Genomic DNA, 23293 nt, shown 5'->3' on the forward strand with positions numbered 1-23293 from the left:
TTATATTTCCTCTTTTTAACAAATTAACCAACTTATATAATAAAGATACTAATTGACCCCCTTTGAAATATACTTTGGACTCCGTTCAATTTACGGGGTCTCTTTTTTTGCTTTCACCCATAAGCCTTTTTATTTTTACTCTCAATAATCAATATAGTTTGTCAATTCCGTTTCACTTACATCATAAACATTGATCGTGTGTTCAACCCCCATACAATCAACAGCAACTAACTTGTATGCTATAATTCTAGAAAAATAACTCAAGTTAATTTAGTTGAAATGTGTGGTGGCAATATAACTCAAGCAACTATCAGTAGATTTGATAAAAACGAAAAATTTGTAGCTGCTCATTTAGTTTTGATCAGCAAAGCGTTAGGAGTAGCTATAGAGGATTTTCTTGAAATTGATGAAGAATTACCAAAAGAGCCAACTATCTATAGTGGTTCTTTATTAATTATAAGTTTGATAATGGGCTAGTTGATTTCGCTAATTCAACAATGTTCTCATCATTCAGTGATTGTAAGTATCTGGTTGTAATCGTTGTACTTTCGTGTCCAAGCAGCCTACTTAAGCTGTACACATCTAAACCTAATCTTAATTGTTTCTGTGCATAGTAGTGGCGTACTGTGTGCGGACAACAACGAATACTTGGTCTTACTTTTGCTTTTTTCCCAGCATTCTTTACAATGATTTCTACAGCACCTACAGTAAGAGCCTTTCCATTTCTTGATAAAAAATAATTGTTGTCAATAATAGGCTTGTCCTTAAAATATTCATGTTTAATACGTTCGTATTTTATAATGAACTTTTTCAACAAGGGACTTATATATAAGTATCGCTCCTTATTCCCTTTTCCATGAATTTTTATGACTGTATCCATTATATCAAGATGAGTAAGAGTACATAATTCTAGATTTCTAATTTCTAAATCCACAAAATACATTATGATAAGTTTATTTCTTATTTCTAAGTAATTCGAAGTACTGTAGACATTTACCATTCGTTTTATTTCTTGATCGTCAAATGTTTTTATGATTACTTTTGGTTCTTTCATAAATTTAACTGAAAGTATCGGATTTCTCTTTTCTGCTATATAACCCTCATCCACCATAAATCTAAAAAATGAACGCAAACACTTTTGAATGTTATTTATGTATAGCTCTTTTAGTCCTTTGCTTTTTAGATTCATAAGATATGCTTTTATGTGCTTAGTAGTAATATCTTCAATTTCAGCAACTTCAAATTCATTTTTTAAATAAGTTATAAACGCTTTGTTGTTATTTTTATATCCCTTAATTGTACGGGGACTATAATTTTTAATTTCTAAGTCGTAAAGAAACTCTTTATAAATATCGTTTAAATCCATACAAAAAAACCCACCTTTAATATGAATTTTTCATACCAAAAGTGAGTTAATCGTTTGTTACTGTAATTAGTAGTGATTTTGTGTAAGTATATCACTGTTCACAAAATTTTATCCTAATAATATTAATTTCTACCTTTTCGATAAACGTTTATTATTGGTCTTATTCACCAAGATCAACGTTATGATATACGCGTTGAACATCTTCTAAATCTTCTAATACATCGATCATTTTTTCGAATTTTACTAATGCATCACCATCAAGAGTTACCTCGTTTTGTGGAAGCATCGTTAATTCAGCTACGGTAAATTCAGAAATACCAGCTTGCTTGAAGGCTTCTTGTACCGCATGGAATTGATCTGGCTCCGCATAAACAATTACTTGTTCTTCATCTTCTTCTAAGATATCACGGACATCTACATCTGCCTCCATTAATAATTCAAGAACTTCGTCAGATGATTTTCCTTCAACACCGATAACGGCAGTAGCATCGAACATATAAGAAACGGAACCGCTCACACCCATGTTTCCTCCGTTTTTACCGAAAGCAGCACGAACATCTGCAGCCGTACGGTTTACGTTATTAGTTAAGGCATCCACAATCACCATTGATCCATTAGGACCGAAGCCTTCATAACGAAGTTCTGTGTAGCTTTCTTCAGAACCACCTTTAGCTTTTTCAATCGCACGGTCAATAATATGTCTTGGCACATTGTACGTTTTTGCACGCTCCAAGACAAATTTTAACGCCTGGTTGGATTCGGGATTTGGTTCTCCACTGCGGGCTGCCACATAAATTTCAACGCCGAATTTTGCGTAAATACGGCTTGTATTGGCATCTTTTGAAGCCTTCTTTTCTTTAATATTGTTCCATTTACGTCCCATTCTGAACACTCTCTTTCCAATTTGAATCTCAAAAAATGTTCTTAGTGAAAAATGAGATTTTTCACGATAACGATTTTGAAGTTCATCCAATTTATACTGACTAGAAAACAATAACTGTCTTCATGCACAAATAATATTATACATTAAATGTTGCATTTGTTAAGTATCCTGGTATTCAAAAAACTAAAAAAGATCATCCAGCAGGTGGATGATCTAGACCTTTTAGACAAGCATTTGAAAAAGTGTGCTGTCATTATTCACTTCTCTGTGTAAAAATCCTTTTGCCTTAATACGTTCAATTAATGGATAATAATCTTCTTTATCCTTCAATTCAATCCCTACTAACGCAGGTCCGGTTTCACGGTTATTCTTTTTGGTATATTCAAAATGACTGATATCATCATTTGGCCCTAATACGTCAAATAAGAATTCACGCAATGCACCCGGACGCTGTGGAAATTGAACAATGAAATAATGCTGAAGCCCCTCATAAAGTTTAGATCTCTCTTTGATTTCCTGCATCCGGCCGATATCATTGTTTCCGCCGCTGACGATACAAACCACGGTTTTCCCTTTAATTTGATCAGCATAGGCATCTAGCGCCGCGACGGAAAGGGCTCCAGTCGGTTCCACAACAATTGCATTTTCATTATAAAGAGATAATAGAGTTGTACACACTTTTCCTTCAGGAACCACGACAATATCATTGACAAGCTCCTTACAGATATTGAAGGTTTTTGAACCTACGGTTTTCACAGCCGCTCCATCTACAAATGGGTCGATTTGATGTAAAGAAGTGACCTCCCCTTTTAAAATGGATTCCTTCATCCCAGGTGCACCTTGCGGCTCTACGCCGATTAATTGGGTGTGCGGTGAAAAATGCTTCATGTAAGTCCCGCAACCGGCAACAAGACCGCCGCCGCCAATGGCAGCAAAAAGGTAATCGATTTTTTCAGGGCAGTCAGTGAGCAATTCAACCGCAACCGTCCCTTGACCAGCTATAACATCGAAATCATCAAAAGGATGGATAAACGTACGGTTTTCAGCTAGACTGCATTCAAGTGCTTTTTCATAAGCATCATCAAACGTATCGCCGACTAAGACAATCTCTACACTATCTTTCCCCCAGAATTTTACTTGCTTTACCTTTTGCTTTGGTGTTGTACTTGGCATATAGATTTTTCCATTAATTTTTAAAAGATGACAGGAATAAGCGACACCTTGGGCGTGATTTCCGGCACTTGCACAGATAATTCCGTTCTTTAGTTCCTCTTCACTTAACTTTTTAATCCGGTTATAAGCACCACGGATTTTAAAGGAACGGACGCTTTGCATATCCTCTCTTTTCAAGTAGACATGACACCCGTATCGTTCTGATAATAAATGATTATATTGTAATGGAGTTGGTGAAATGACATCCTTAATCGTATGACTAGCAATGATGATATCCTCCACATTAAATGCTTTCTTATCTACTTGTTGACTCATACTTATCTTCCTCCTATATTAGTGCTCAAATGTTTATAGACAACAAAAAACTCGCCCCCTGGTTATAGGGACGAGTGAACTCGCGATACCACCCTACTTCCGCTTACCCATTTCAGGCTAGCGGCTCTCGATCAACGTACAATTGGCTGTACGTGTTCCTAGTTAACGGTGGACATTCCGGTATAGCTTACTGCTAGTTCAGCTATACATCTCGGAGATGATTTTCAGATAGTCCTGTTATCGACTCCCACCAACCGTCGACTCTCTAGGAACAGATAAACCTATCCTACTCTTCTCGTCATCAATTCGTATGTAATTTTAGATAAGGGTACCACCGAAAAAAAAGTCTGTCAATGTTTTTTGACTATTTTAACTATTTTGTTTATTTTAAAGCGCTTACATTGGTGACAGGCACCATTACCAATTTCATCGTGTTAGAAATGTTCCTTATGCACCATGATAGTGTCATCTTTATTTGCAAGCCAATAAAATAAGAATGGTCCGGTCACAAATCGTAACCGAACCATCAAAATATCATCCTTCTCCACCTACGGTTCACTTGCCTCCGCAACAGTCTTTGCTGGAATGATAAAACTAATCCCAACAGTAACTAAACTCAAAAGAAGTGCATAAAGAAACACATTTTTCATGCCAATACTAATAGCAGCAGCATGGTTAATGAGCAGCCCCATTATCGTCACCCCAACCGATGTCCCGATGTTTCGCAGGAAGATCTGCAGAGAGGTCGACATCCCTTTGATATGGGGTTCTGCAAACTCTTGAGAAGCAATCGTACCAACTGCGAACAACAAGCCAAATGCCACCCCTTGGACAGTCAAAATTAGAAACAAAACAAGATAGGATATGTCATTTATAAATAAATAAAGCAAAAGTCCAGAGATAGTTGTCATGAAGCTCCCAACGATAAATAACGGTTTATAGCCAAAACGGATTATCCATTTGCCTGCCGGCGTACTTCCAAACATCCAGCCTCCCGCAATACTTAATAGGATCAATCCACTTTTATAAATACTCATCTGCTGGCCTTCTTGTAAAAACAATGGAATAAAGTTTGAAGTACCGAAAAAGGAAAGGCAGTAAAATAACATAAAAAGGTTAGTTCTTAAAATACCTTTATTTTTAAATAGTGATACAGGTAGAAATGGCTGTTCTTCCTTTCTCTCGACCAGCACAAAGACCAGCATCCCGATAATACCTATGACGAGATACCAAAATGGATGACTTACATTAGTTGACAAAAGTAAGAGAGTAATAGAAATACCAAATAAGAAGAATCCTTTGTAATCGATATGCGCCTTCGTAAATTCTGTCGTTTCTTTGTAAGGGATTAAACATAAGACAGTAGCAATTCCGATCGGAATATTGATAAAGAAAATCCATCTCCATGTTAACGCTTCAACAAAAAAGGATCCTAAAATGGGACCAACAACAGAAGAAATGGCCCAAATACTGCTAAAAACGGCTTGAATTTTCCCCCGCCGTTCAATCGTAAATAAATCTCCAACAATAATCATCGAAAGTGGAACCATCCCGCCAGCACCCAAGCCTTGAATTCCTCTAAAGACAATTAACATCACCATGGAATTGGCCATTCCACACAAAATGGATCCAATGGTGAATAACCCAACGGATATCATTAACAATTTCTTTCGGCCATACATATCGGAAAGTTTCCCATAAAGCGGTACAGTAATAGTACTTGCAAGCATATAAACCGAAAAAACCCAGGCAAACAACTCCATTCCACCAAGCTGCATGGCAATCGTTGGACTTGCTGTTTGCATAATATTCGCATCAAGTGCAGAAATGAGGGTCGTAATAACAAGGCCCCAAAAAACATATTTATTTCTATTCATAAAAACCCCTACCCACTCCCTTTTTTTGACAAATAAAAAATAGGTGCATTAACCATTATAGCAAAATATCTATTATTTTTATTAGTAAAAAAGAATCATATTAAGAAAAAGAGCCCTAACCAGAGGTTAGAGCCCAAATGAATACTAGCTTCTCTTACTATAAAGTTTGTTATACTTTAATTGGTTCAATATTCAACAGTGTCTGGGAAATCGAAGGTAGTATTATTTCAATTGTTGTTCCTTTATTTACTGTACTTTGAATATCAAGAATACCATGATGGCTCTTGATGATTTTATAGCAAGTCATTAGTCCGAGTCCGGTACCCTTTTCCTTTGTCGTATAAAACGGTTCGCCAAGCGTCGGTATTCTTTCTTTTGGTATTCCGACACCCTCATCAGTAATCTGGATGGAGAGTTGATTTTCCCTCTTTTTCCTCACGGTAACTTCGATATTTCCCCCATTCGGCATGGCTTCAATTGCATTTTTAAAAAGATTAAGAAAGACCTGCTTTAATTGATTCTCTTCACAACTGACCTTTGGCAGATCATTTTCATATTTGGCGGTGATCTCCACATTATTTAAGATAGATTGTGTTCCAATTAGGGTCACAACGTCGTTTAGTAATTGCTTAATATCACGTTCTATATATACCGCTGCGGTTGGTTTGGCTAACACTAAAAATTCACTAACAATGGCATTGATTCGGTCCAGTTCTGATAAGACAATATCAAAGTATTCGTCTTTTAATTGTTTAGCTTTAAATAGCTGGATGAACCCTCTTATAGAAGTGAGTGGATTTCGAATTTCGTGAGCAATACCAGCAGCCATTTGACCTAACAAGGCCAGCATTTCGGATTTTTGCAGAAGATTCTCCGTTTGTTCTTTCCGGTCCGTAATATCTTTACCAATGGAAAGAATAGCCTGTCCACCACCGAATGAAATATATAACGAAGTTACTTCGAAAAAGAAGGTGGAGCCATCAATCCGCTTTGCTTTGTATTCGATGGTGTTAACTGGGCTTTTCTCTATATTGACCTGATTAAATCTTTCCATTAACCGATCTTTATACTCAGGAAGAATAAAATCAAATAAGGCTTTTCCAATCATTTCTTCTCTACGTGTATAGCCAGCCATTTTGACAGCAGCATCGTTTGCATATAAGAAACGATGATTTTGCGTAATATAGACTGGCTGCGGCAGCGAATCAATTAACTTCTTATAATTCTCCTCACTGGCCCGCGCTTTTTTTTCATAATAGCGTGCTTTATCGAATTGCCATCCGACAGCCCAAGCGATCATCGTAAAAATAAAAAAGTCTAAGGTAAAAATATCGTGTTGATCAGCAAGTTTCTGATATATCGTAAAAAGGATGGAGATTGAAACCAAAATGAGTTGACCTTTTCTTTTCATCGTTAAACCTCAATAAGTTATAGTTCAAAAACAGTAGTTCTATGGGAGTATATTCGCCAAAAAACAACTTTATCCTCTTTTATTCTACATAATACCGAAATTTTTCGATAAGAAAACAGCCTGATTTTCTCAGGCTGTCAAATTAAAGCTTTTACTTATAATCGATTATACTAAGGAAAGCTCCCATAACATGTATATACTCTTCCGGTTCTTCGATGTAGGCCATATGGGCGCTTTTCTCAAAAATATGAAATTTGGAGTTTGGAGTCAGACGGCTAAAATATTCAGTGGTTTCGGGTGTGGCTTCATCAAACCGTCCGCATGTATACAACGTGGGACATGTAATATCCTTTAACTGCGGAGTACAATCAAATTCCTTCAAATTGCCTAGAACAGTAAACTCGGAAGGCCCCCACATAATATGATAGATTTCAGAATTACGATATTCCGGTGGTTTTTTCTCCAACCACTCCGGCTTGGTCTCCATACGATTCACAAAATGTTTACTAAATACTTCTATCGCTGCGTCAAATTCCTCAGAATCAGTGGTTCCATTTTCTTCACAGCGTTTGATGGTCTCTTGTACCTCAAATGGCAGTTCCTTAAGGTTACGTTTTTGGTCTTGTTCCCATAAAGGGGCACTGAGGCAGGGACTAGAAAAAATAATACTCTTTATCCCAACTGGTTTGTTTAAAGCGTAGGCAGCAGCAAGTGTAGTCCCCCACGAGTGACCTAAAATATGTACTTCATTAAGGTTAAGTGCCGCACGAACTTGAGCTACTTCTTCAACAAACCTCTCAAGCCGCCATAAGCTATTATCCTTCGGCCGGTCAGATCGCCCGCATCCTAACTGATCATACAAGATGACGGGACGATCATTGCTTAGTTCCTTCAATCCTTTTAATGAAAAACAGGAGGATCCTGGGCCGCCATGTAAAACAACCAAAGGTGCCCCCTTTCCATTCTTATCAAATTTTTGATACCAAACTTTACCTCCAGTTACTTGAATAAATCCCTCTTGATCCATGAGTATCCCTCCAACAAATAGTATCTCTTTCTCAATAGATCCATTTCTATACTATTCTACAATGTAATCATCATCTCTTTCCATTATTATGTAAGGCATACGAAAATGGGAAATCCAAACAATAACCGTAATAAACCAAGTCAATTTTACAAACGATAAGAATGGAGGTGAAACAAATGGAAAAAAACAATGAGCAAACTACTGGAACAACTAATAATGAGGAAATAATGAATAGAGTCAACCAAACATTTGATAAGATTTCACAGGACGTGAAAGAAATGATTAACAACAATGATACAGAAAGTGATAATCAATACTCCTAACGGCAGGAAACGTCATTTAAGGCATCCCAATCAAGGGATGCCTTTGGTTATTCATTCATTGGAAACCAACCTGGTGTGTGAATAATCGCTTGCCATAGTGGATCTGGAACAACCAGTTCCTGTTGTTTGCTTTTATCAATCTTCGTTACAATCTCGGTTTCTCGTCCCTCTTTCACCTTTTGTACCCAATCAGGATCGATAATCATTTCACGCCCCATGGCAATAAATGGTACACCTGTTTGAATGGCTTTTAGCACTTCATCTGCGGTATATAAAGAACCGACTCCAATTACTGGAACCTTGTCACCGACTCTTTCTTGAATGATTTCAATCCTTGCGCGCGAATCCTCTACACCACGTCTTGGTTTAGACCAAAATTCCTGCAGTGAGACATGGAGATAATCCAGATTTTTGTCTGCAAGTGCATCAATCAACACCAAGGTTTCTGCCATCGTAATGCCTGGCGTTTCTGGCTCTTCTGGTGAAAAGCGATAGCCAATCATAAAAGGCCCGTTCGCATGCTCCGCTGCCACTTTTTTCACTTCATCTACTACCGCTAACGGAAAGCTGAGCCGCTTTTCAATGCTTCCTCCCCAGCGGTCCTCACGGCGATTAGAATGCGGTGAGAAAAACTGTTGAATCAGATATCCGTTTGCACCATGTAATTCGACACCATCATACCCTGCTTCAATTGCCCGGCGAGTAGTTTCACCAAAATCTTGGATAATCGATTGGATTTCTTGATCTGTTAATTCTCGTGGAACAGGTTTCCCATTCCCTTCAGCTGGGATTGCACTCGCACTAACAATTTCTCCATTCGGCACTAACTCAGGCGGACACTGTCTGCCGCCGTGGAAAATTTGCAATACAGCTTTTGCCCCTTTTTCTTTGATTGCTGTAGCAACCTGCTTTAAACTTGGAATAAATTCATCGTGATCTCCGCCAAATTCACCTTGGAACCCTTTACCTTTAGCGGTTACATAGGTACATGCGGTAATGACCATTCCCACTCCGCCTGAACGTCTTGCGTAATACTTTACCTCCGCATCAGTCACCGTCCCATCAGGATTGGATGAGAAATTCGTCATGGGAGCCATAACAATGCGGTTCTTTACCTCTACTCCGCTCCTAAAAGTAAATGACTCGAAAAATGGTGTATATTTTGAATTCATCTAAACATCCCCCTTTAATTACTTTAGCTTACAAAAAATTTCCTGGATCACACATATCAACAAGATTTATTTTACCGGTTATCTCTTTGACGCATTCTAAATAAATTTTCACGTGTACTTCATAAGCAATTAAAAAGCAGAAAATCATCTTACAATGAAATTCTGCTTATGTTAATAATCTTATGTTCCTTATTACTCGCCTTGTGCGCCACTTACAGTTACTTTTCGAATGTGACCATCTTCAAAATTATTTTGACGAGCTTTTTCCACTTTATCATTTAATAATTTCTTTTGATCCACTTCGGCTGAAGGTGTTTGCTTATCTTTTGACATTAATAATCCTCCTTGTTAAAACATCACCTTCTTATTTTGCGGTTCTTTTTAAAAAATAATCATCCAATTAATGCGTGATGCCAGACTTTCTTAAATGCTGTAGTTTGGAATGTGTGGTCGAGAAGATAGGTTTAAGTTTTTTATCAGGTTCTATGTAAGCTTTGGCACGATTAACAGCCGTTGGACCCTCAAAGAAACCTCCGGTAATTAAATGCAGTTTATTGGTATACCCTGCAATATCTCCTACTGCAAAGATCCCCTCAATATTGGTTTGCATGGAACTGTCTACCTTTATACTGCCGTTCTCAAATTCAAACCCCCATTGTTTAATACCCCCTAAGTCAATGGAAAAGCCATGATTAAGAAGGACTGCATCTACTTCGATTTCTTTTGTTTCATTTGTTTTAATATGTTTAACACATACACCTTCCAACGCTTTCTCTCCACGCAGGGCATCAAGAATGTACGGTGTTAAAATGACTGCCTTGGAATTTCTCAGGTCTGCAATATTGCGTTCAATGCCCGTAAACTCATCCCGCCGATGTACAATGGTCACTTGCTTAGCAATCGGCAGTAAACGGTTGGCCCAGTCCATGGCGGTGTTTCCTCCGCCCAAAATTAACACACGGCGATCCTCGAACTGGTTGAAGTTTTCAACCGTATCAAATAGATAGGTCCCTTCGTATTTTTCAGCATGTTCAAGATCAAGTTTTGAATTTTTAATTGTTCCGAAACCAGTAGCTAAAATAATGGTTTTAGTATGATGCTTCTCTCCATTATGACTTGTCAAAAGGAAAGTTCCATCCCCTAGCCTTTCTATTCCCATCACTTGTTGATTTAAAACAATCGTTGGGTGAAAGGTTCTCGCCTGTTCTTCTAATTGTTTAATTAAATTTTCCCCTGTTATAGCAGGTAGACCCCCAATATCACCAATCACCTTTTCCGGATAAAAATAAGAAACCTTACCTCCTAAATATGGCAGGTATTCAATTATTTTAGTTTCCATCTCTCTCATTCCGCAATAAAAGGCCGTATATAATCCCACTGGCCCACCGCCAATAATCGTTACATCATACAGTTTCATCGTATCCCCATCCATGTTCACATTGAAAAACTTACTGCTTTTTGCCTTTCAACCTGTGTCTCTTTTTTTAGTAAATTATAAGAAAGACAGACAGGCTTACCGGTCCTAGGATCCTTCACAATTTCTGCATCTATATGAAAGACTTTTTTTAACACCTCGTGTGTCATGACTTCTTCTGCTGAACCTTCCTTCACTAATTTCCCACCGCGAAGTGCGACCATATGGTGGGAGAATCGAGCCGCATGATTTAAGTCATGAATAACCATCACAATGGTACGGCCTTCTTCTTTGTTCAACTTTTCCAATAGCTGTAAAATTTCAAGCTGATGAGCCATATCCAAGTAGGTTGTTGGTTCATCCAGCAGTAATAATTCCGTTTCTTGAGCAATGGCCATTGCAATCCAAGCACGCTGCCGCTGCCCGCCAGAAAGAGCATCCACGGCATAGTCAGCTAACGACGTGAGTCCTGTAACTTCTAAGGCCCAATCAACGACTCTTCGATCTTTTTCAGATAGTCTGCCAAACCCGCCTTGATGAGGAGCACGGCCAAAGGAAATTAATTCATAAACGGTTAACCCGCTCGGTGCTTCTGGGCTCTGTGGAAGTACCGCCATTTTTTTGGCAATCTCCTTGGTAGGGATTTTGTGAATCATCTTGCCATCCAAATAAATCACGCCAGCATTAGCTTGATGAACACGGGCTAACGTTTTGAGGATGGTCGATTTTCCGCATCCATTCGCCCCGATGATCGTAGTGATCTCACCCTTATTTATAGATAAATTTAAATTCTCGACAATGATCTTCTCTCCGTACCCAATTTGAAGGTGTTCAGTTGAAAGTGATACCACCATTTGTTCCTCCTTTATTTTGCTTTCATAAGTAAGTAGATAAAATAGGGAGCGCTGCATATGGCTGTGACAATTCCAACTGGTATCTCGGTCGGGGCTAATAAATTTTTCCCAATTGCATCGGCAGCTAAGAGAAGCAAGGCACCTAAAATTGCCGTAATCGGCAGCAGCAGCTGGTGCTTTGGTCCGATAAACTTTCTTGCTATGTGCGGGGCGACTAATCCTAGAAAGGCAATGCCTCCTCCTGCAGCCACACTAAATCCTGCCAGTGCAACTGCCACAATTAGTAATATTCTTCGTTCCTTCTCAACTCTTATTCCAAGTCCTGTAGCGACTTGGTCTCCGAGATTTAATACATTGAGAATATGTGACTTATAAATGGCATACGGAAGCATTAAAAGGATTAATGGGGCAATGATGGAAACAAACCGCCAATTGGCCCCCCAGATATCACCAGATAACCACACCGCTGCTTGCATAAAGTCTTGTGGGTTCATTTTCAGTTGAAAAATCACAATCGCCGCGCCAAATCCAGAATTCACACCAATTCCGACTAAAATTAGACGGACAGGGTCAATTCCTTTTTTCCAAGCAATTGAATAAATCAACAATGCCGCAATCAATGCTCCTAACAAAGCAAATATCGGCAAAAGTAATACACCATAGGATGAAGATACCTCGTTCATTGATCCTTGAAAGAAATAGATAAATAGAATAACAGTAAAACCCGCACCAGCATTAATACCTAGAATTCCCGGGTCAGCTAAATCATTTTTAGAAACACCTTGTAAGATAGCTCCTGACACAGCCAAAGCCGCACCAATCAATAAGGATAAAATCATTCTTGGCAGTCTAAAATCGACCAAAACAAGTCGATCGCGTGCAGCACCTTGTCCAATCAAAGTTTTAAAGACATCAATCGGAGCTATTCTTACAACCCCTAAGTTAAGACTTATAATAAACGTAAGGAATGTAAGGATGGTTAAAATACTAATGGTTAAGATAAATCTTCTCCGTTTTGTGTAGACCGCATTCATTACAGCCCTCTCCTTTCCCCACGTGCAAGATATAGGAAAAAAGGTACTCCGATGATCGCGGTGATGGCACCCACAGGAGTTTCATAAGGAGCGTTTACCATTCTAGAAGCAATATCGGCCAGGACTAATAAAAGTCCTCCTAATACAGCAGAAATTGGGATGATCCAGCGGTAATCAGATCCAATGATAAACCGCGAAATGTGAGGGATAACTAATCCAATAAAACCGACAGCCCCTGCAACAGATACGGCAGCGCCTGTTAAAACGAGTACAACAATCACACCAAGTAATTTTATCAGTAAAGGATTTTGTCCAAGTCCCTTCGAAACCTCTTCTCCCAGACTCAAAATTGTAATTGAACGTGAGATAAGCATCGCAAGCAGCAATCCTATGAGTCCCGCAATGGACAAGATTTTGATAGATGTCCAGCTGATGGACGTTAACCCGCCGGCATACCAAAAGCTCATATCCTTTGCCACTTGAAAATGCAGAGCAAATGCACTCGAAATGGCGCTTAACATCGAGCCCACCGCCACTCCGGCAAGTGCCAGTTTAACCGGTGTCAGCCCTCCTTTTGAAAAAGCACCAATTGTAAAGACAAGAGCTACACCTAGGCCGGCACCCACCAACGAGGAAAAGGTCAGTCCTAAAAGGGTGACCGTTGGAAAGAAGGAAAGTGTAATAACGATTGCAAATGCGGCCCCATCGGTGACGCCCATGATGGAAGGTGATGCAAGCGGATTACGGGTTAACCCTTGCATCACCGCTCCGGAAACCGCAAGCAATGCACCCACCAACACTGCCCCAATGGCCCTTGGCAGACGGATTTCTTGGATGATCTGGTGGGAGGCTAGCTTTGAGTTATAATGTGTGACTGCTTCCCATACGGTTGTAAGTTTAATATCTGCCGCACCGTATGCAATGGATACACCGATAAAGAAAATAATGAAAATAATACCTAAAACTAAAACGAATGGACCTTTAAGGGATGTTTTCCGTTTTGTTTTGTGCTGTTCAGAATGATTTATGACGCCATTGTGATTCTTGGCATGTTCATTCAAAAGGAACACCCTCTCTTTTTAAAGCAAGTAAAACTTATTATTCTTTGCCAATTAGTATAATGATAATCATTATCATTAGTATAAAGTTTCAATAAATGTTTTTCAATATGTACATATTATAAAAAGGTACTTCCAAAAACATCCTTCAAACATTTTTCGCAATTTAGTGCTAAAATTAGCCATTTTTTTATTGACTGTTTAGTTGAAAATGATTATCATTTGCATTAGTCATCATTTATTCATACATAAGGAGGAAAAATCATGCTTAAAAAGCGCCTAACTATCGTATTCACCTTACTCACAATTTTATTATTGGTAAGCGCATGTAGTAAATCTACTGAGGATACCAAAAAAACCGAAGATAAAACGACGGAAGTTAAATTAACAGATGCCAAAGGTGAAGTGGTTATTCCAGCGAATCCTAAGAAAATCATTGCCCCATACCTAGAAGATTCTTTGGTGGCACTTGGTGCGAAGCCAGCTGCACAATGGTCAATCGGCAATACGGTATTAGATTATCTTCAGCCTGAGTTAAAGGGTGTTCCAAAAATCAGCTGGGATCTACCTCTAGAGCAAGTGATTAGCAATAATCCTGATTTAATCATCTTCAGCTCACCTTCTGCGATTCAAAAAGGACAATATGAGGAATATAAGAAAATTGCCCCAACATATGTTTTTAAGGACGAAATTAGTTCTGACTGGCGTAAACAGCTTACTCAAATGGGTGAAATTTTAAGTAAGCAAGACAAAGCAAAAGAAGCCCTCGCCAATTATGATAAAAAAGCAGCAGATGTAAAAGCCAAGATTCAAAAGTCGATTGGTGACGAAACCGTTGCACTCCTTTGGGTTATGGGGGATAAATTTTACTTAATGGAGCATAATCGTTTCAGTGCTAACGTACTTTATAATGATTTAGGGATCAAACAGCCTGACTTCGTGAAAAACCTTGGCGATGCGCCCGTACAATGGGATCCTATTGCCCTAGAGAAATTACCGGAAATTAAGGCAGACCACATTTTCCTTATCAGCAAAAAGGGTGAGGCTGGGCTTGACCTGTTAAGTAAAAGCTCGATCTGGAAAGGCCTTGATGCTGTCAAGAATGGTCAGGTTTATGAGATGAACGATCCAACTTTCTGGACGATTAACGGGTTAATGGCTAGCGAAAAAACGATTGATGCGGTCGAGAACGCTTTAACAAAATAATGTTTGACAGAATAAGTTCTTTTTTAGAGCTTGTTCTTTTTTTATAAAAATTTTTTAAAAATTATGTTAAAATAATAAATTAAAGAGCACTTAAATGAGGGGAAAAATTTATGTGGCGTAACAAGAATATATGGATTCTATTAACAGGGGAATTTATTGCTGGTTTAGGACTATGGCTCGGCATTATTGGAGATTTGGAATTCATGCAGGAAAAGGTTCCATCAGACTTTTTAAAATCACTCCTTATGACCATCGGACTTTTAGCTGGATTAGCATTTGGTCCCTATGCAGGCCGACTAACGGATCGATCAAGTAAAAAGAACGTCATGATAATCGCTGGTCTTGTCCGAATGATTAGTGTTGTTTTTATGCTTATTGCGATTGCGACAGGCGCTATATGGTGGATGGTATTATTTCTTATCCTCCTTCAGATTTCTGCAGCATTTTACTTTCCTGCTCTACAGGCAGCCTTGCCATTAGTTGTGGCGGATAAGGATTTACTTCAATTGAATGGTATTCATATGAATGTATCCACTCTTTCCCGAATCATTGGGACAGCGCTGGGCGGTTTCTTGTTAGTTTTCCTCCCTCTTTCTTTTTTATATATTGGTTCATTGGTAAGTTACGTCGGTTTATTTATCCTTACCTTTTTCTTGGATATCAATGAAAACAAAACTATTAATCTTGTGAAGCAACCAATTGAAAAGACAGGATTTAAACAGGTATTTCCCATTATTAATAGAGTTCCTATAGTCTTAATGACCCTATTAATCACCCTTGTCCCTACTCTTTTTCTTGGTGGTTTTAACTTAATGGTCATTAACATAAGTGAAATCCAAGATAGTACAGCCATTAAAGGCTGGGTATATGCGGCAGAGGGCATCTCCTTTATGCTAGGTGCCCTTTTGATTCGAAAAATAAATAATAAGTTATCCCCTTACGTTGTTTTGTTCGGCAGTTCTTTCGTGATTGGGTTATCACAGCTTTTGCTCTATTTTGCAGCTGATCCATTTGTGACGGTGATGGCTTTTCTATTATTTGGATTTTCGGTTGGCAGTTTTTTTCCTACTGCTGCTACGATTTTTCAAACCCAGGTACCAAAGGATTTTCATGGGCGTTTTTTCTCTTTTCGGAATATGCTTGACCGGGTCACTTACCAGATTGTCCTTCTTTTGTCGGGCTTTCTTTTAGATTTAATGGGGCTTCAATTAATGTGTGTTGTTTTTGGCAGTCTTTCGATTATCATGACGTCGTTTTTTTATGCTAGGAATAAACGGATTGGTGCAACAGTTGAAGAGAAGGTATTGTGATGGAGGCAGTATATTCGAACAATTTTGAGGGATTTTTCGCTGGTGTTGTCTTAAGCGATTTTAAATTCTGACAATGCTCGTGGATTTTCAGCTTATGCTGTCTGAATTGGACTTGGGTTCGGACAGCTTCGATCGATTTATGGCTCGTGCTGTCTGAACTGACCTTGGCTTCCGACAGCTCCCATCGATTTCTGGTCATACTGTCCAAACTTTCCTTGGCTTCGGACAACTACTGACGATTTTGGGCTCGTGCTGTCCGAACTTTCCTTGGCTTCAGACAGCTCCCAATAATTTTTGGCTCATTCTGTCCGAACTTTCCTTGGCTTCGGACAGCTCCTATCGATTTCTGGCTCGTGCTGTACGAACTTTCCTTGGGTTCGGACAGCTCCTATTGATTTTTGGCTCGTGCTGTCTGAACTTTCCATTACTTCCGACAGTTCCCATCGATTTTCCCCAACAACTGTCCGAATAGTTCTAAGACCACCTTATTCTACCGAACCGACAGTCTTTTCACATTAAAAAGAACAATACTAATAACTAGCGTAATAAAGGAAAACAATAACGCAATACTTCCAAAAGCAAGGACATAGGCATTATATCCTGCCAGTTTTACGACCATCCCATAAGTATCCCAATTAAGTAAACTAGAAAAGATATTAATCAAGAAAAGAATAAAAAAAATCATGCTTAACCCTTTGGCCGAGCCCCTAATATCTGAGGTGCTCAACGCAATATGAGAGGAAATACTAAACGCTATGACTAAAAAAATCCAAAAAAGAGGATTTATTAAATTTTCCAACGTAAAAAGATTCTTACAGATAACCGAAACAGATGCGACAATAGTTTTTAAAACCGTTATATCTAACTGCTCAAATTTTATACGTTGTTGCAATTCTGTTTTAAAAGCCAAAAAAGATGCTGGGACCAAAAGATACATCCCTAAAATCAATGATCCGATGCCACTAAAAATGGGTCCAAGGCCAATAAAAAAATTCCCAACTTGCTGATACATACTATTTGGATTGTAATGATGTTCAACAAAACCAAGAATGCCGGATGGATGATTTAATTGAAGTAATCTGACCCTTGAAACACGATGTCCCCATATAAAACATTGAATTAGATGACCAATTTCATGAATGGGTGTTCCAATCCAAGCTGTTACCATAACACCTTTTGCCCCGAAGGTACGTACTAAATATGTATTGGATAACCGTTCAAGTGCTCCTAGGATTAAGCCAATGACTATAATCCCCCCTACCAGATAAACCATTTCTAAAAAACTAATTAGCAGAGTCTGTAAAAAAGATAAAAAGATGTTCATTTTTTGATTCCTCTCGGCAGTACATTTTTCTTCAAGTAATTAACTCCATTATATATCCATAGAACAACAAATCCTAACATCATGATGACGACCGAAACAAAAAAAAGACAATCCTTATTGATTGCCTTTCAAATGATACTTTTCAAGAGATTTTACTTTGCTTGAGCAGTCTCACGAATAAACTCAATTTCAAAACCTAAATCCTCTAACATTTGATGGTCAGCCGTACTCTCTTGCCCTGCAGTCGTTAAATAGTCTCCTACAAAAATAGAATTTGCCGCATACAATCCTAATGGCTGAAGGCTCCGTAAATTAACCTCTCGGCCTCCAGAAATACGAATTTCCTTCGTTGGATTTACAAAACGCATGAGGGCCAACACTTTTAGGCAATATCTTGGGTTTAACTCATGGGTTCCCGCGAGTGGTGTTCCGTCAATGGCATGAAGAAAATTAACCGGAATAGAGTCTGCATCCATTGCATGTAGACTAAATGCCATATCTACGACATCTTCTTTCGTTTCCTTCATGCCAACAATAACTCCGGAGCAAGGAGAAATTCCTGTTTCCTTTATCAGTTCCACCGTATTGACTCGATCTTGATAGGAATGGGAGGTAGTGATGTTTTCATGGTGCTTTTCGGAAGTATTGAGATTATGGTTGTATCGATCCACACCGGCTTCCTTTAGTTTTGTTGCTTGTTCAGGTTTTAAAATACCAAGACAGGCACAAACTTTTAAATTGTACTTATCCTTTATATCTTTTACAGCAGACACAACTTGCTCTACTTCGTTATGGCTTGGACCTCTCCCGCTAGCAACTATACAGTATGTACCAACATTAAGCTGATAAGCTCTTTCTGCTCCTTTTAGGATTTCTTCTTTATCCATCATTTTATATTTTTTAATTGGTGCTGTAGAAATACTAGATTGAGAGCAGTATCCACAGTTTTCTGGACACAAACCAGATTTAGTATTCACGATCATATTCAATTTAACCTTATTGCCATAATAATGATGTCTGATTAGATATGCCCCTTGTAGAACCTCTAACAAATCTTTATCAGCAGAATTAAGTATAGTTAAAGCTTTCTCTTTGGATATGGGAGTACCATCAATTACTCTCTGTGCAATTTCTTTCCACACGCTCATTTTTTCACCCTCCTGATTTTCAAGAAATATTTACCATAATTTAAGAATAATAGTTTTATTTTATTATTGTCAACCTAAAATAATATTAAGTTAACAATCCGATAGGGTGGATGACTAAGTGTGATAAAGCTTAAAATTTTCCAAACAAAAAAAGACAACCCATTTAGGTTGTCTTTTTCATGCCGGACAACGTCCATCTATTATAGGAGCAAAGCCCAAACGACCATCGGTGTTGAAAACTTAACTTCTCTGAGAACCAGGAAAATATGTTAATCAACACAGCAAAATTATGCTACTCTTTAACCAGCACGTTATTAAAAAATTGTAATACCTTTTGATAGGCATCCCTTGCAGATGAAACATTATAGGAAGACCTTGTATCATTAAAAAAGGCATGATGGGTGTCTTGATAGATTTGATAATCAAACGACTTTTGATTTCTCTTCATTTGATCATCAAAAGCAGGAACATGATCTGAAATCCGCTTATCAAGCTCACCATAAAAACCATATAAAGGACAATTAATGTTTTTTAATTCTTCCTCAGAAGGTGGGGTACCATAAAAAATCGCTGCTCCCTTTAGCTGTGGGTCGCGGCAGGCTAATAATCCTGACAGAGCTCCACCCATACAGAATCCAATCGAAACAACTCCTTGGCCTTTTGACGCTTCGCACTCTTCGCGTAAAAAAGAAGTAGCTGCTAATAGGTTTTCAATATAAACAGAGGATTGGATTCCTCCGAACACCTTTTCAAAGGTCTTAGTTACACGGTTTTGTTTTCCTTCTTCTAGTTCGCTAATGGCCTGCTCCCTTTCACCAGGATTGTTCCAAACCGTATGCGGCAGGGTATCTAGAAAATTTCTTACTTCTACTACTCGTTCTTCTTTTAATTCTTCAATCCGCTCCCCATTGTCTGCATATAAATCAGGAGCAAAGGCCAGGTATCCGGCTTGTGCCAATCTCTCTGTGATATCACGGATATGGGTATCTACACCCCAAATCTCTTGGATGACGATTACGGCCGGTAAGTTTTCTTTGACTCGATCCATTTTAGCCATATATCCGATATATTCTTGGTTCTTCCCATAACGTACCCAACTTGTTTCCAATGACATACAATTTGGCCTCCATTCAAATCATAAGTTAAGAACATTTCTTTCTCAGTTACTGTAAAACTGTAATTACAGATTAACACCCTTCATTCCCGCTTCAGGGTAACGTTCACCGGCAGCTGCGCCTCGAGGTGCTACTTCATTAATGCGGGCAAGCTCTGAATCTGTTAAAACGATGGATAATGCCCCGATATTCTCCTCTAAATAATGAATCCTCTTTGTTCCTGGAATCGGAACGATATCCTCCCCTTGAGCTAACAGCCAAGCAAGCGCTAATTGGGAAGGCTTACATTTTTTTTCATTGGCAATTTCTTTTATTCTATGAACAAGGTCTAAATTCTTCTGAAAATTTTCACCTTGAAAACGAGGTGAATAGCGGCGATAGTCATCTTCAGCTATATCTTCGAATTTTTGAATTTGTCCGGTTAAAAATCCTCTTCCTAATGGACTGTAGGGTACAAAACCAATCCCTAGCTCTCGGCAAACGGGTAAAATTTCGTCCTCAACGTCCCTGCTCCATAAGGAATATTCTGTTTGTACTGCGGTTATTGGATGGATACTGTGGGCACGTTGTATCGTTTGAGGGGCAGCTTCTGACAAGCCAAGATAGCGCACCTTTCCCTCTTTAACTAAATCCGCCATCGCTCCAACAGTTTCTTCAATCGGTGTCTTTGGATCAACTCGATGCTGGTAATAAAGGTCAATATAATCCACACCTAGACGACGAAGACTAGCTTCACATGCTTGTTTAACATACTCAGGGCGTCCATTAATGCCTAGAAACTCTCCGTTACTGCCCCTTACATTACCAAACTTAGTGGCAATCACAACTTGGTCACGGTAATTCTTAATAGCCTGTCCCACTAATTCTTCATTTTTTCCGACGCCATACATATCGGCCGTATCTAGAAGAGTAATCCCTGCTTCTAGTGCATGGTGAATAGTCTTAATCGATTCTTCGTCATTTCTTCCACTGTAAAAATCAGACATTCCCATGCAGCCAAGCCCTAGTGCGGATACTTCTAATCCATTACGTCCCAAAGTTCTCTTTTGCATTTTTCAACCTCTCTTTTTCAGTTGTAATGCTGCAAATAACCACAGCTTGGATTAACATACAGAAACATAAAAACTGAATAACTCTTGTTACCCTATCGATTATACGAGATGAAGGAGAAATTTTCCATTAGATGCACTTTTTCAAATAAAAGTGAGCTAAATAAAAAGAACCCAGATTAGTACCATCGATTGGTTTTTAATCTGAGTTCTCTAAATGATTAGATTTTAATATGTGAAGCCATAAGGTCTTCGTCATCTGTTGCTTCAAAGACTTCATAAAATTTAACAATAGGTTTTTCCCTAGTAACGCTTTGAAGTTTGCTTTCTAGCTCAGGGAATAATTTTTTATGCGCCTGCTCAGCTTCCGCTTTCGTATCCCAATAACTTAATGCCCGATATTCACCGGAAGGGTCATCGAAAAAATATACACTGCCTCTAAATCCAACTAATTTTCTGCTCTTTTTATCAAACTCTTTTGTTAACTTTTCAGCTATATCCCTTTGACCTATTCCCAGTTTATATTGTACAACCCGTGCATAATACACAAATATTCCTCCAATCGGAAAAATTAAGGTCTACTTATACATTTATGATGATTGGAGGAAAAAGTTGTTCATTTATTAATCAAACTGTAATTTATAATCGTCGGCTTTGATCATTTTTAATTTTTTAGCGAATAAATAGATAAGCCCTAGGTTCAAAATAATTGGTAAAATTAAGAAGGTACTCAGCATGATGGTAATATTTTTAACACTCCATCCACCCTCCGCTAAGTGAATATAATTTAATGGTCCAACTAGCCCAGATAAACCAAAACCGGCACTATAAGGCGTACCTTGAATATTTAACAATCCTGATAATGCCCCTAGTATGGCTGCGGTAATCAACATTGGCAGGGCGATTTTAGGTTTCATTATAAAGTTTTTCATTTGAATTTTTGGTGAGCCCAGCACATGTGCTAAGGCAGTTCCAAGTGTATTTGCTTTATAGCTCGCAAAAGCAAAACCTACGCCAGCAGCTACGATTCCGAGATTGGCTGCCCCAGATCCTACTCCTGAAAGCATAATAACAGTTGCTACCCCAACGGTCGAGATTGGTGAAAGAATAATAATACAAAATATAACAGCTATTATGGCGCCCATTATAACAGGCTGTAAAGATGTCAAATTCGCAACTCCAACACCTATTAACCCTGTCGATGATTTTACAAACGGCAAAACTAAGTATCCGATCATACCAGGAATTAAAATACTTAGAGTAGGCATTAAGAGAATTGAATAGGATTTAAAACGGTCCCCAATCCATTGTACAAATAAAACTGTCAAGGCAGCCGTAAACCCAGTATTGATAACAATACCTATTCCATTAAGTGCAAACAAACCGTCTGCTGTTTTTTGAATAGCACCACTTCCAACCATTGCTGCTATGCCCACGCTTGCTATTTGTATCGGAGTTAACTTAAATGTAGTACCTACCATCACACCAATCATTACCGGCAACAAACTCATAACTATTACGGTAATATCTAATAGATGTTGTAAACCAGAGAAACGTGGAATAAATAATTTAAGAATTTCCCCTAATAATGCATTTGGAATCAAAGCACATACAATTCCTATACTCATCCCTGTTAGTAACTTACTGAAAAAATATTTCATCCTATTAAACTCCCATCTTTATCCAAGAATATTATTTGATGATAATTATAGGGAATATTCAGACATTATTCAACAAAAAATTTATTACTTTAAAGCATACAAGCATAAAAGCACTACCGTTTCAAAATACTCTCAAAACAAAAAGGCGCCTGGAAACTATTCCAGACGCTTTTTGTATCAATATGTAAATTTTTTTGAGCCGTTCGCTCAAGCTACTAAAGTTATCGGTTAAAATGGAGCGGGTGATGGGAATCGAACCCACTACATCAGCTTGGAAGGCTGAGGTTTTACCAGTAAACTACACCCGCACTTAATAAAATTATAAAAAAGGACCATTATGAAATAATCACAATATTAGAAATGAATGGGGCGGCTGATGGGAATCGAACCCACGAATGTCGGAACCACAATCCGATGCGTTAACCACTTCGCCACAGCCGCCATCATGGTGGAGGGGGACGGATTCGAACCGCCGAACCCTGAGGGAGCGGATTTACAGTCCGCCGCGTTTAGCCACTTCGCTACCCCTCCATGAAAACAGGTAAAATATTAAGATGACGGTCTGGACGGGAC

21 protein-coding genes, 3 tRNA genes and 1 other annotated feature are annotated in these 23293 nt (G+C 38.6%); of the genes, 3 read left to right on the forward strand and 21 right to left on the reverse strand.

The genetic code is table 11. From position 1 onward, the window contains the following. Nucleotides 1-454: 454 nt before the first annotated feature. The 6 genes from V7266_RS26430 to V7266_RS26455 all read right to left on the reverse strand — a co-directional run bounded on the left by V7266_RS26430 (nucleotide 455) and on the right by V7266_RS26455 (nucleotide 8052). Nucleotides 455-1366 (reverse strand): tyrosine-type recombinase/integrase, encoded by a 912-nt coding sequence (locus V7266_RS26430; RefSeq protein WP_335472202.1) that lies wholly within the window; start codon nucleotides 1364-1366, stop codon nucleotides 455-457. A 160-nt stretch (nucleotides 1367-1526) separates the two neighbouring features. After that, nucleotides 1527-2249 carry a YebC/PmpR family DNA-binding transcriptional regulator gene (locus V7266_RS26435; RefSeq protein WP_335472203.1) on the reverse strand — a complete coding sequence of 241 codons (723 nt, stop codon included), beginning with the start codon at nucleotides 2247-2249 and terminating at the stop codon, nucleotides 1527-1529. Between the two features lie 222 nt (nucleotides 2250-2471). Further along, nucleotides 2472-3737 carry a threonine ammonia-lyase IlvA gene (gene ilvA / locus V7266_RS26440; protein ID WP_335472204.1) on the reverse strand — a complete coding sequence of 422 codons (1266 nt, stop codon included), beginning with the start codon at nucleotides 3735-3737 and terminating at the stop codon, nucleotides 2472-2474. Between the two features lie 63 nt (nucleotides 3738-3800). Next, nucleotides 3801-4048 (reverse strand) — a binding site (T-box leader). Nucleotides 4049-4285: 237 nt separating this feature from the next. Beyond that, nucleotides 4286-5614, reverse strand: a complete 1329-nt coding sequence (locus V7266_RS26445; protein ID WP_335472205.1) for an MDR family MFS transporter — start codon at nucleotides 5612-5614, stop codon at nucleotides 4286-4288. Nucleotides 5615-5783: 169 nt separating this feature from the next. Then, nucleotides 5784-7025, reverse strand: coding sequence for an ATP-binding protein (locus tag V7266_RS26450; RefSeq protein ID WP_335472206.1), 1242 nt, complete (start codon nucleotides 7023-7025; stop codon nucleotides 5784-5786). Nucleotides 7026-7176: 151 nt separating this feature from the next. After that, entirely contained in the window at nucleotides 7177-8052 is an 876-nt protein-coding gene (locus V7266_RS26455) for a proline iminopeptidase-family hydrolase (RefSeq protein ID WP_335472207.1), read from the reverse strand. A 176-nt stretch (nucleotides 8053-8228) separates the two neighbouring features. Between V7266_RS26455 and V7266_RS26460 the strand changes: the two genes are divergently transcribed. Then, nucleotides 8229-8375, forward strand: coding sequence for a hypothetical protein (locus tag V7266_RS26460; RefSeq protein ID WP_335472208.1), 147 nt, complete (start codon nucleotides 8229-8231; stop codon nucleotides 8373-8375). 47 nt (nucleotides 8376-8422) lie between these two features. On the opposite strand, the gene V7266_RS26465 is transcribed toward V7266_RS26460, so the two are convergent. The 6 genes from V7266_RS26465 to V7266_RS26490 all read right to left on the reverse strand — a co-directional run bounded on the left by V7266_RS26465 (nucleotide 8423) and on the right by V7266_RS26490 (nucleotide 13877). Further along, nucleotides 8423-9547, reverse strand: coding sequence for an NADH-dependent flavin oxidoreductase (locus tag V7266_RS26465; RefSeq protein WP_335472209.1), 1125 nt, complete (start codon nucleotides 9545-9547; stop codon nucleotides 8423-8425). A 192-nt stretch (nucleotides 9548-9739) separates the two neighbouring features. After that, nucleotides 9740-9880, reverse strand: coding sequence for a hypothetical protein (locus V7266_RS26470; RefSeq protein ID WP_335472210.1), 141 nt, complete (start codon nucleotides 9878-9880; stop codon nucleotides 9740-9742). A 67-nt stretch (nucleotides 9881-9947) separates the two neighbouring features. After that, the gene (locus tag V7266_RS26475; protein WP_335472211.1) at nucleotides 9948-10964 is read right to left on the reverse strand and encodes an NAD(P)/FAD-dependent oxidoreductase; all 1017 of its coding nucleotides are present in this window, start codon (nucleotides 10962-10964) and stop codon (nucleotides 9948-9950) included. Between the two features lie 17 nt (nucleotides 10965-10981). Next, the gene (locus tag V7266_RS26480) at nucleotides 10982-11812 is read right to left on the reverse strand and encodes an ABC transporter ATP-binding protein (protein WP_335472221.1); all 831 of its coding nucleotides are present in this window, start codon (nucleotides 11810-11812) and stop codon (nucleotides 10982-10984) included. A gap of 14 nt (nucleotides 11813-11826) precedes the next feature. After that, nucleotides 11827-12849, reverse strand: coding sequence for a FecCD family ABC transporter permease (locus V7266_RS26485; RefSeq protein WP_335472212.1), 1023 nt, complete (start codon nucleotides 12847-12849; stop codon nucleotides 11827-11829). After that, a complete protein-coding gene (locus V7266_RS26490) occupies nucleotides 12849-13877 on the reverse strand; it encodes a FecCD family ABC transporter permease (RefSeq protein WP_420491503.1) in 1029 nt (342 codons plus the stop codon). Before V7266_RS26490 ends, V7266_RS26485 begins: the two co-directional genes overlap by 1 nt. A 294-nt stretch (nucleotides 13878-14171) precedes the next feature. On the opposite strand from V7266_RS26490, the gene V7266_RS26495 reads away from it, so the two are divergent. Both V7266_RS26495 and V7266_RS26500 read left to right on the forward strand, forming a co-directional pair. Continuing rightward, on the forward strand, nucleotides 14172-15113 hold the full coding sequence (locus V7266_RS26495; protein ID WP_335472213.1) for an iron-hydroxamate ABC transporter substrate-binding protein: 942 nt from the start codon (nucleotides 14172-14174) through the stop codon (nucleotides 15111-15113). A gap of 110 nt (nucleotides 15114-15223) precedes the next feature. Continuing rightward, nucleotides 15224-16423, forward strand: a complete 1200-nt coding sequence (locus V7266_RS26500; protein WP_335472214.1) for an MFS transporter — start codon at nucleotides 15224-15226, stop codon at nucleotides 16421-16423. Between the two features lie 490 nt (nucleotides 16424-16913). Here the strand turns inward: V7266_RS26500 and V7266_RS26505 are convergent, their stop codons facing one another. The 9 genes from V7266_RS26505 to V7266_RS26545 form a co-directional block, all read right to left on the reverse strand. Next, nucleotides 16914-17747 carry a hypothetical protein gene (locus tag V7266_RS26505; RefSeq protein WP_335472215.1) on the reverse strand — a complete coding sequence of 278 codons (834 nt, stop codon included), beginning with the start codon at nucleotides 17745-17747 and terminating at the stop codon, nucleotides 16914-16916. Between the two features lie 152 nt (nucleotides 17748-17899). Continuing rightward, a complete protein-coding gene (gene bioB, locus V7266_RS26510; RefSeq protein ID WP_335472216.1) occupies nucleotides 17900-18895 on the reverse strand; it encodes a biotin synthase BioB in 996 nt (331 codons plus the stop codon). Nucleotides 18896-19187: 292 nt separating this feature from the next. After that, on the reverse strand, nucleotides 19188-20009 hold the full coding sequence (locus tag V7266_RS26515; RefSeq protein ID WP_335472217.1) for a dienelactone hydrolase family protein: 822 nt from the start codon (nucleotides 20007-20009) through the stop codon (nucleotides 19188-19190). A 66-nt stretch (nucleotides 20010-20075) separates the two neighbouring features. Beyond that, nucleotides 20076-21062, reverse strand: a complete 987-nt coding sequence (locus tag V7266_RS26520) for an aldo/keto reductase (protein ID WP_335472218.1) — start codon at nucleotides 21060-21062, stop codon at nucleotides 20076-20078. A 218-nt stretch (nucleotides 21063-21280) separates the two neighbouring features. Continuing rightward, on the reverse strand, nucleotides 21281-21607 hold the full coding sequence (locus V7266_RS26525; protein ID WP_335472219.1) for a hypothetical protein: 327 nt from the start codon (nucleotides 21605-21607) through the stop codon (nucleotides 21281-21283). A 75-nt stretch (nucleotides 21608-21682) separates the two neighbouring features. Further along, nucleotides 21683-22720 carry a PTS transporter subunit IIC gene (locus tag V7266_RS26530; protein WP_335472220.1) on the reverse strand — a complete coding sequence of 346 codons (1038 nt, stop codon included), beginning with the start codon at nucleotides 22718-22720 and terminating at the stop codon, nucleotides 21683-21685. A 234-nt stretch (nucleotides 22721-22954) separates the two neighbouring features. Next, nucleotides 22955-23028 (reverse strand) — tRNA-Gly (locus V7266_RS26535). A gap of 57 nt (nucleotides 23029-23085) precedes the next feature. After that, a tRNA-His gene (locus V7266_RS26540) sits at nucleotides 23086-23161 on the reverse strand. A gap of 5 nt (nucleotides 23162-23166) precedes the next feature. Next, a tRNA-Tyr gene (locus V7266_RS26545) sits at nucleotides 23167-23251 on the reverse strand. Nucleotides 23252-23293 lie beyond the last annotated feature (42 nt).

Source organism: Neobacillus drentensis (assembly GCF_036965645.1).
GTDB classification, from domain to species: domain Bacteria; phylum Bacillota; class Bacilli; order Bacillales; family Cytobacillaceae; genus Neobacillus; species Neobacillus drentensis_D.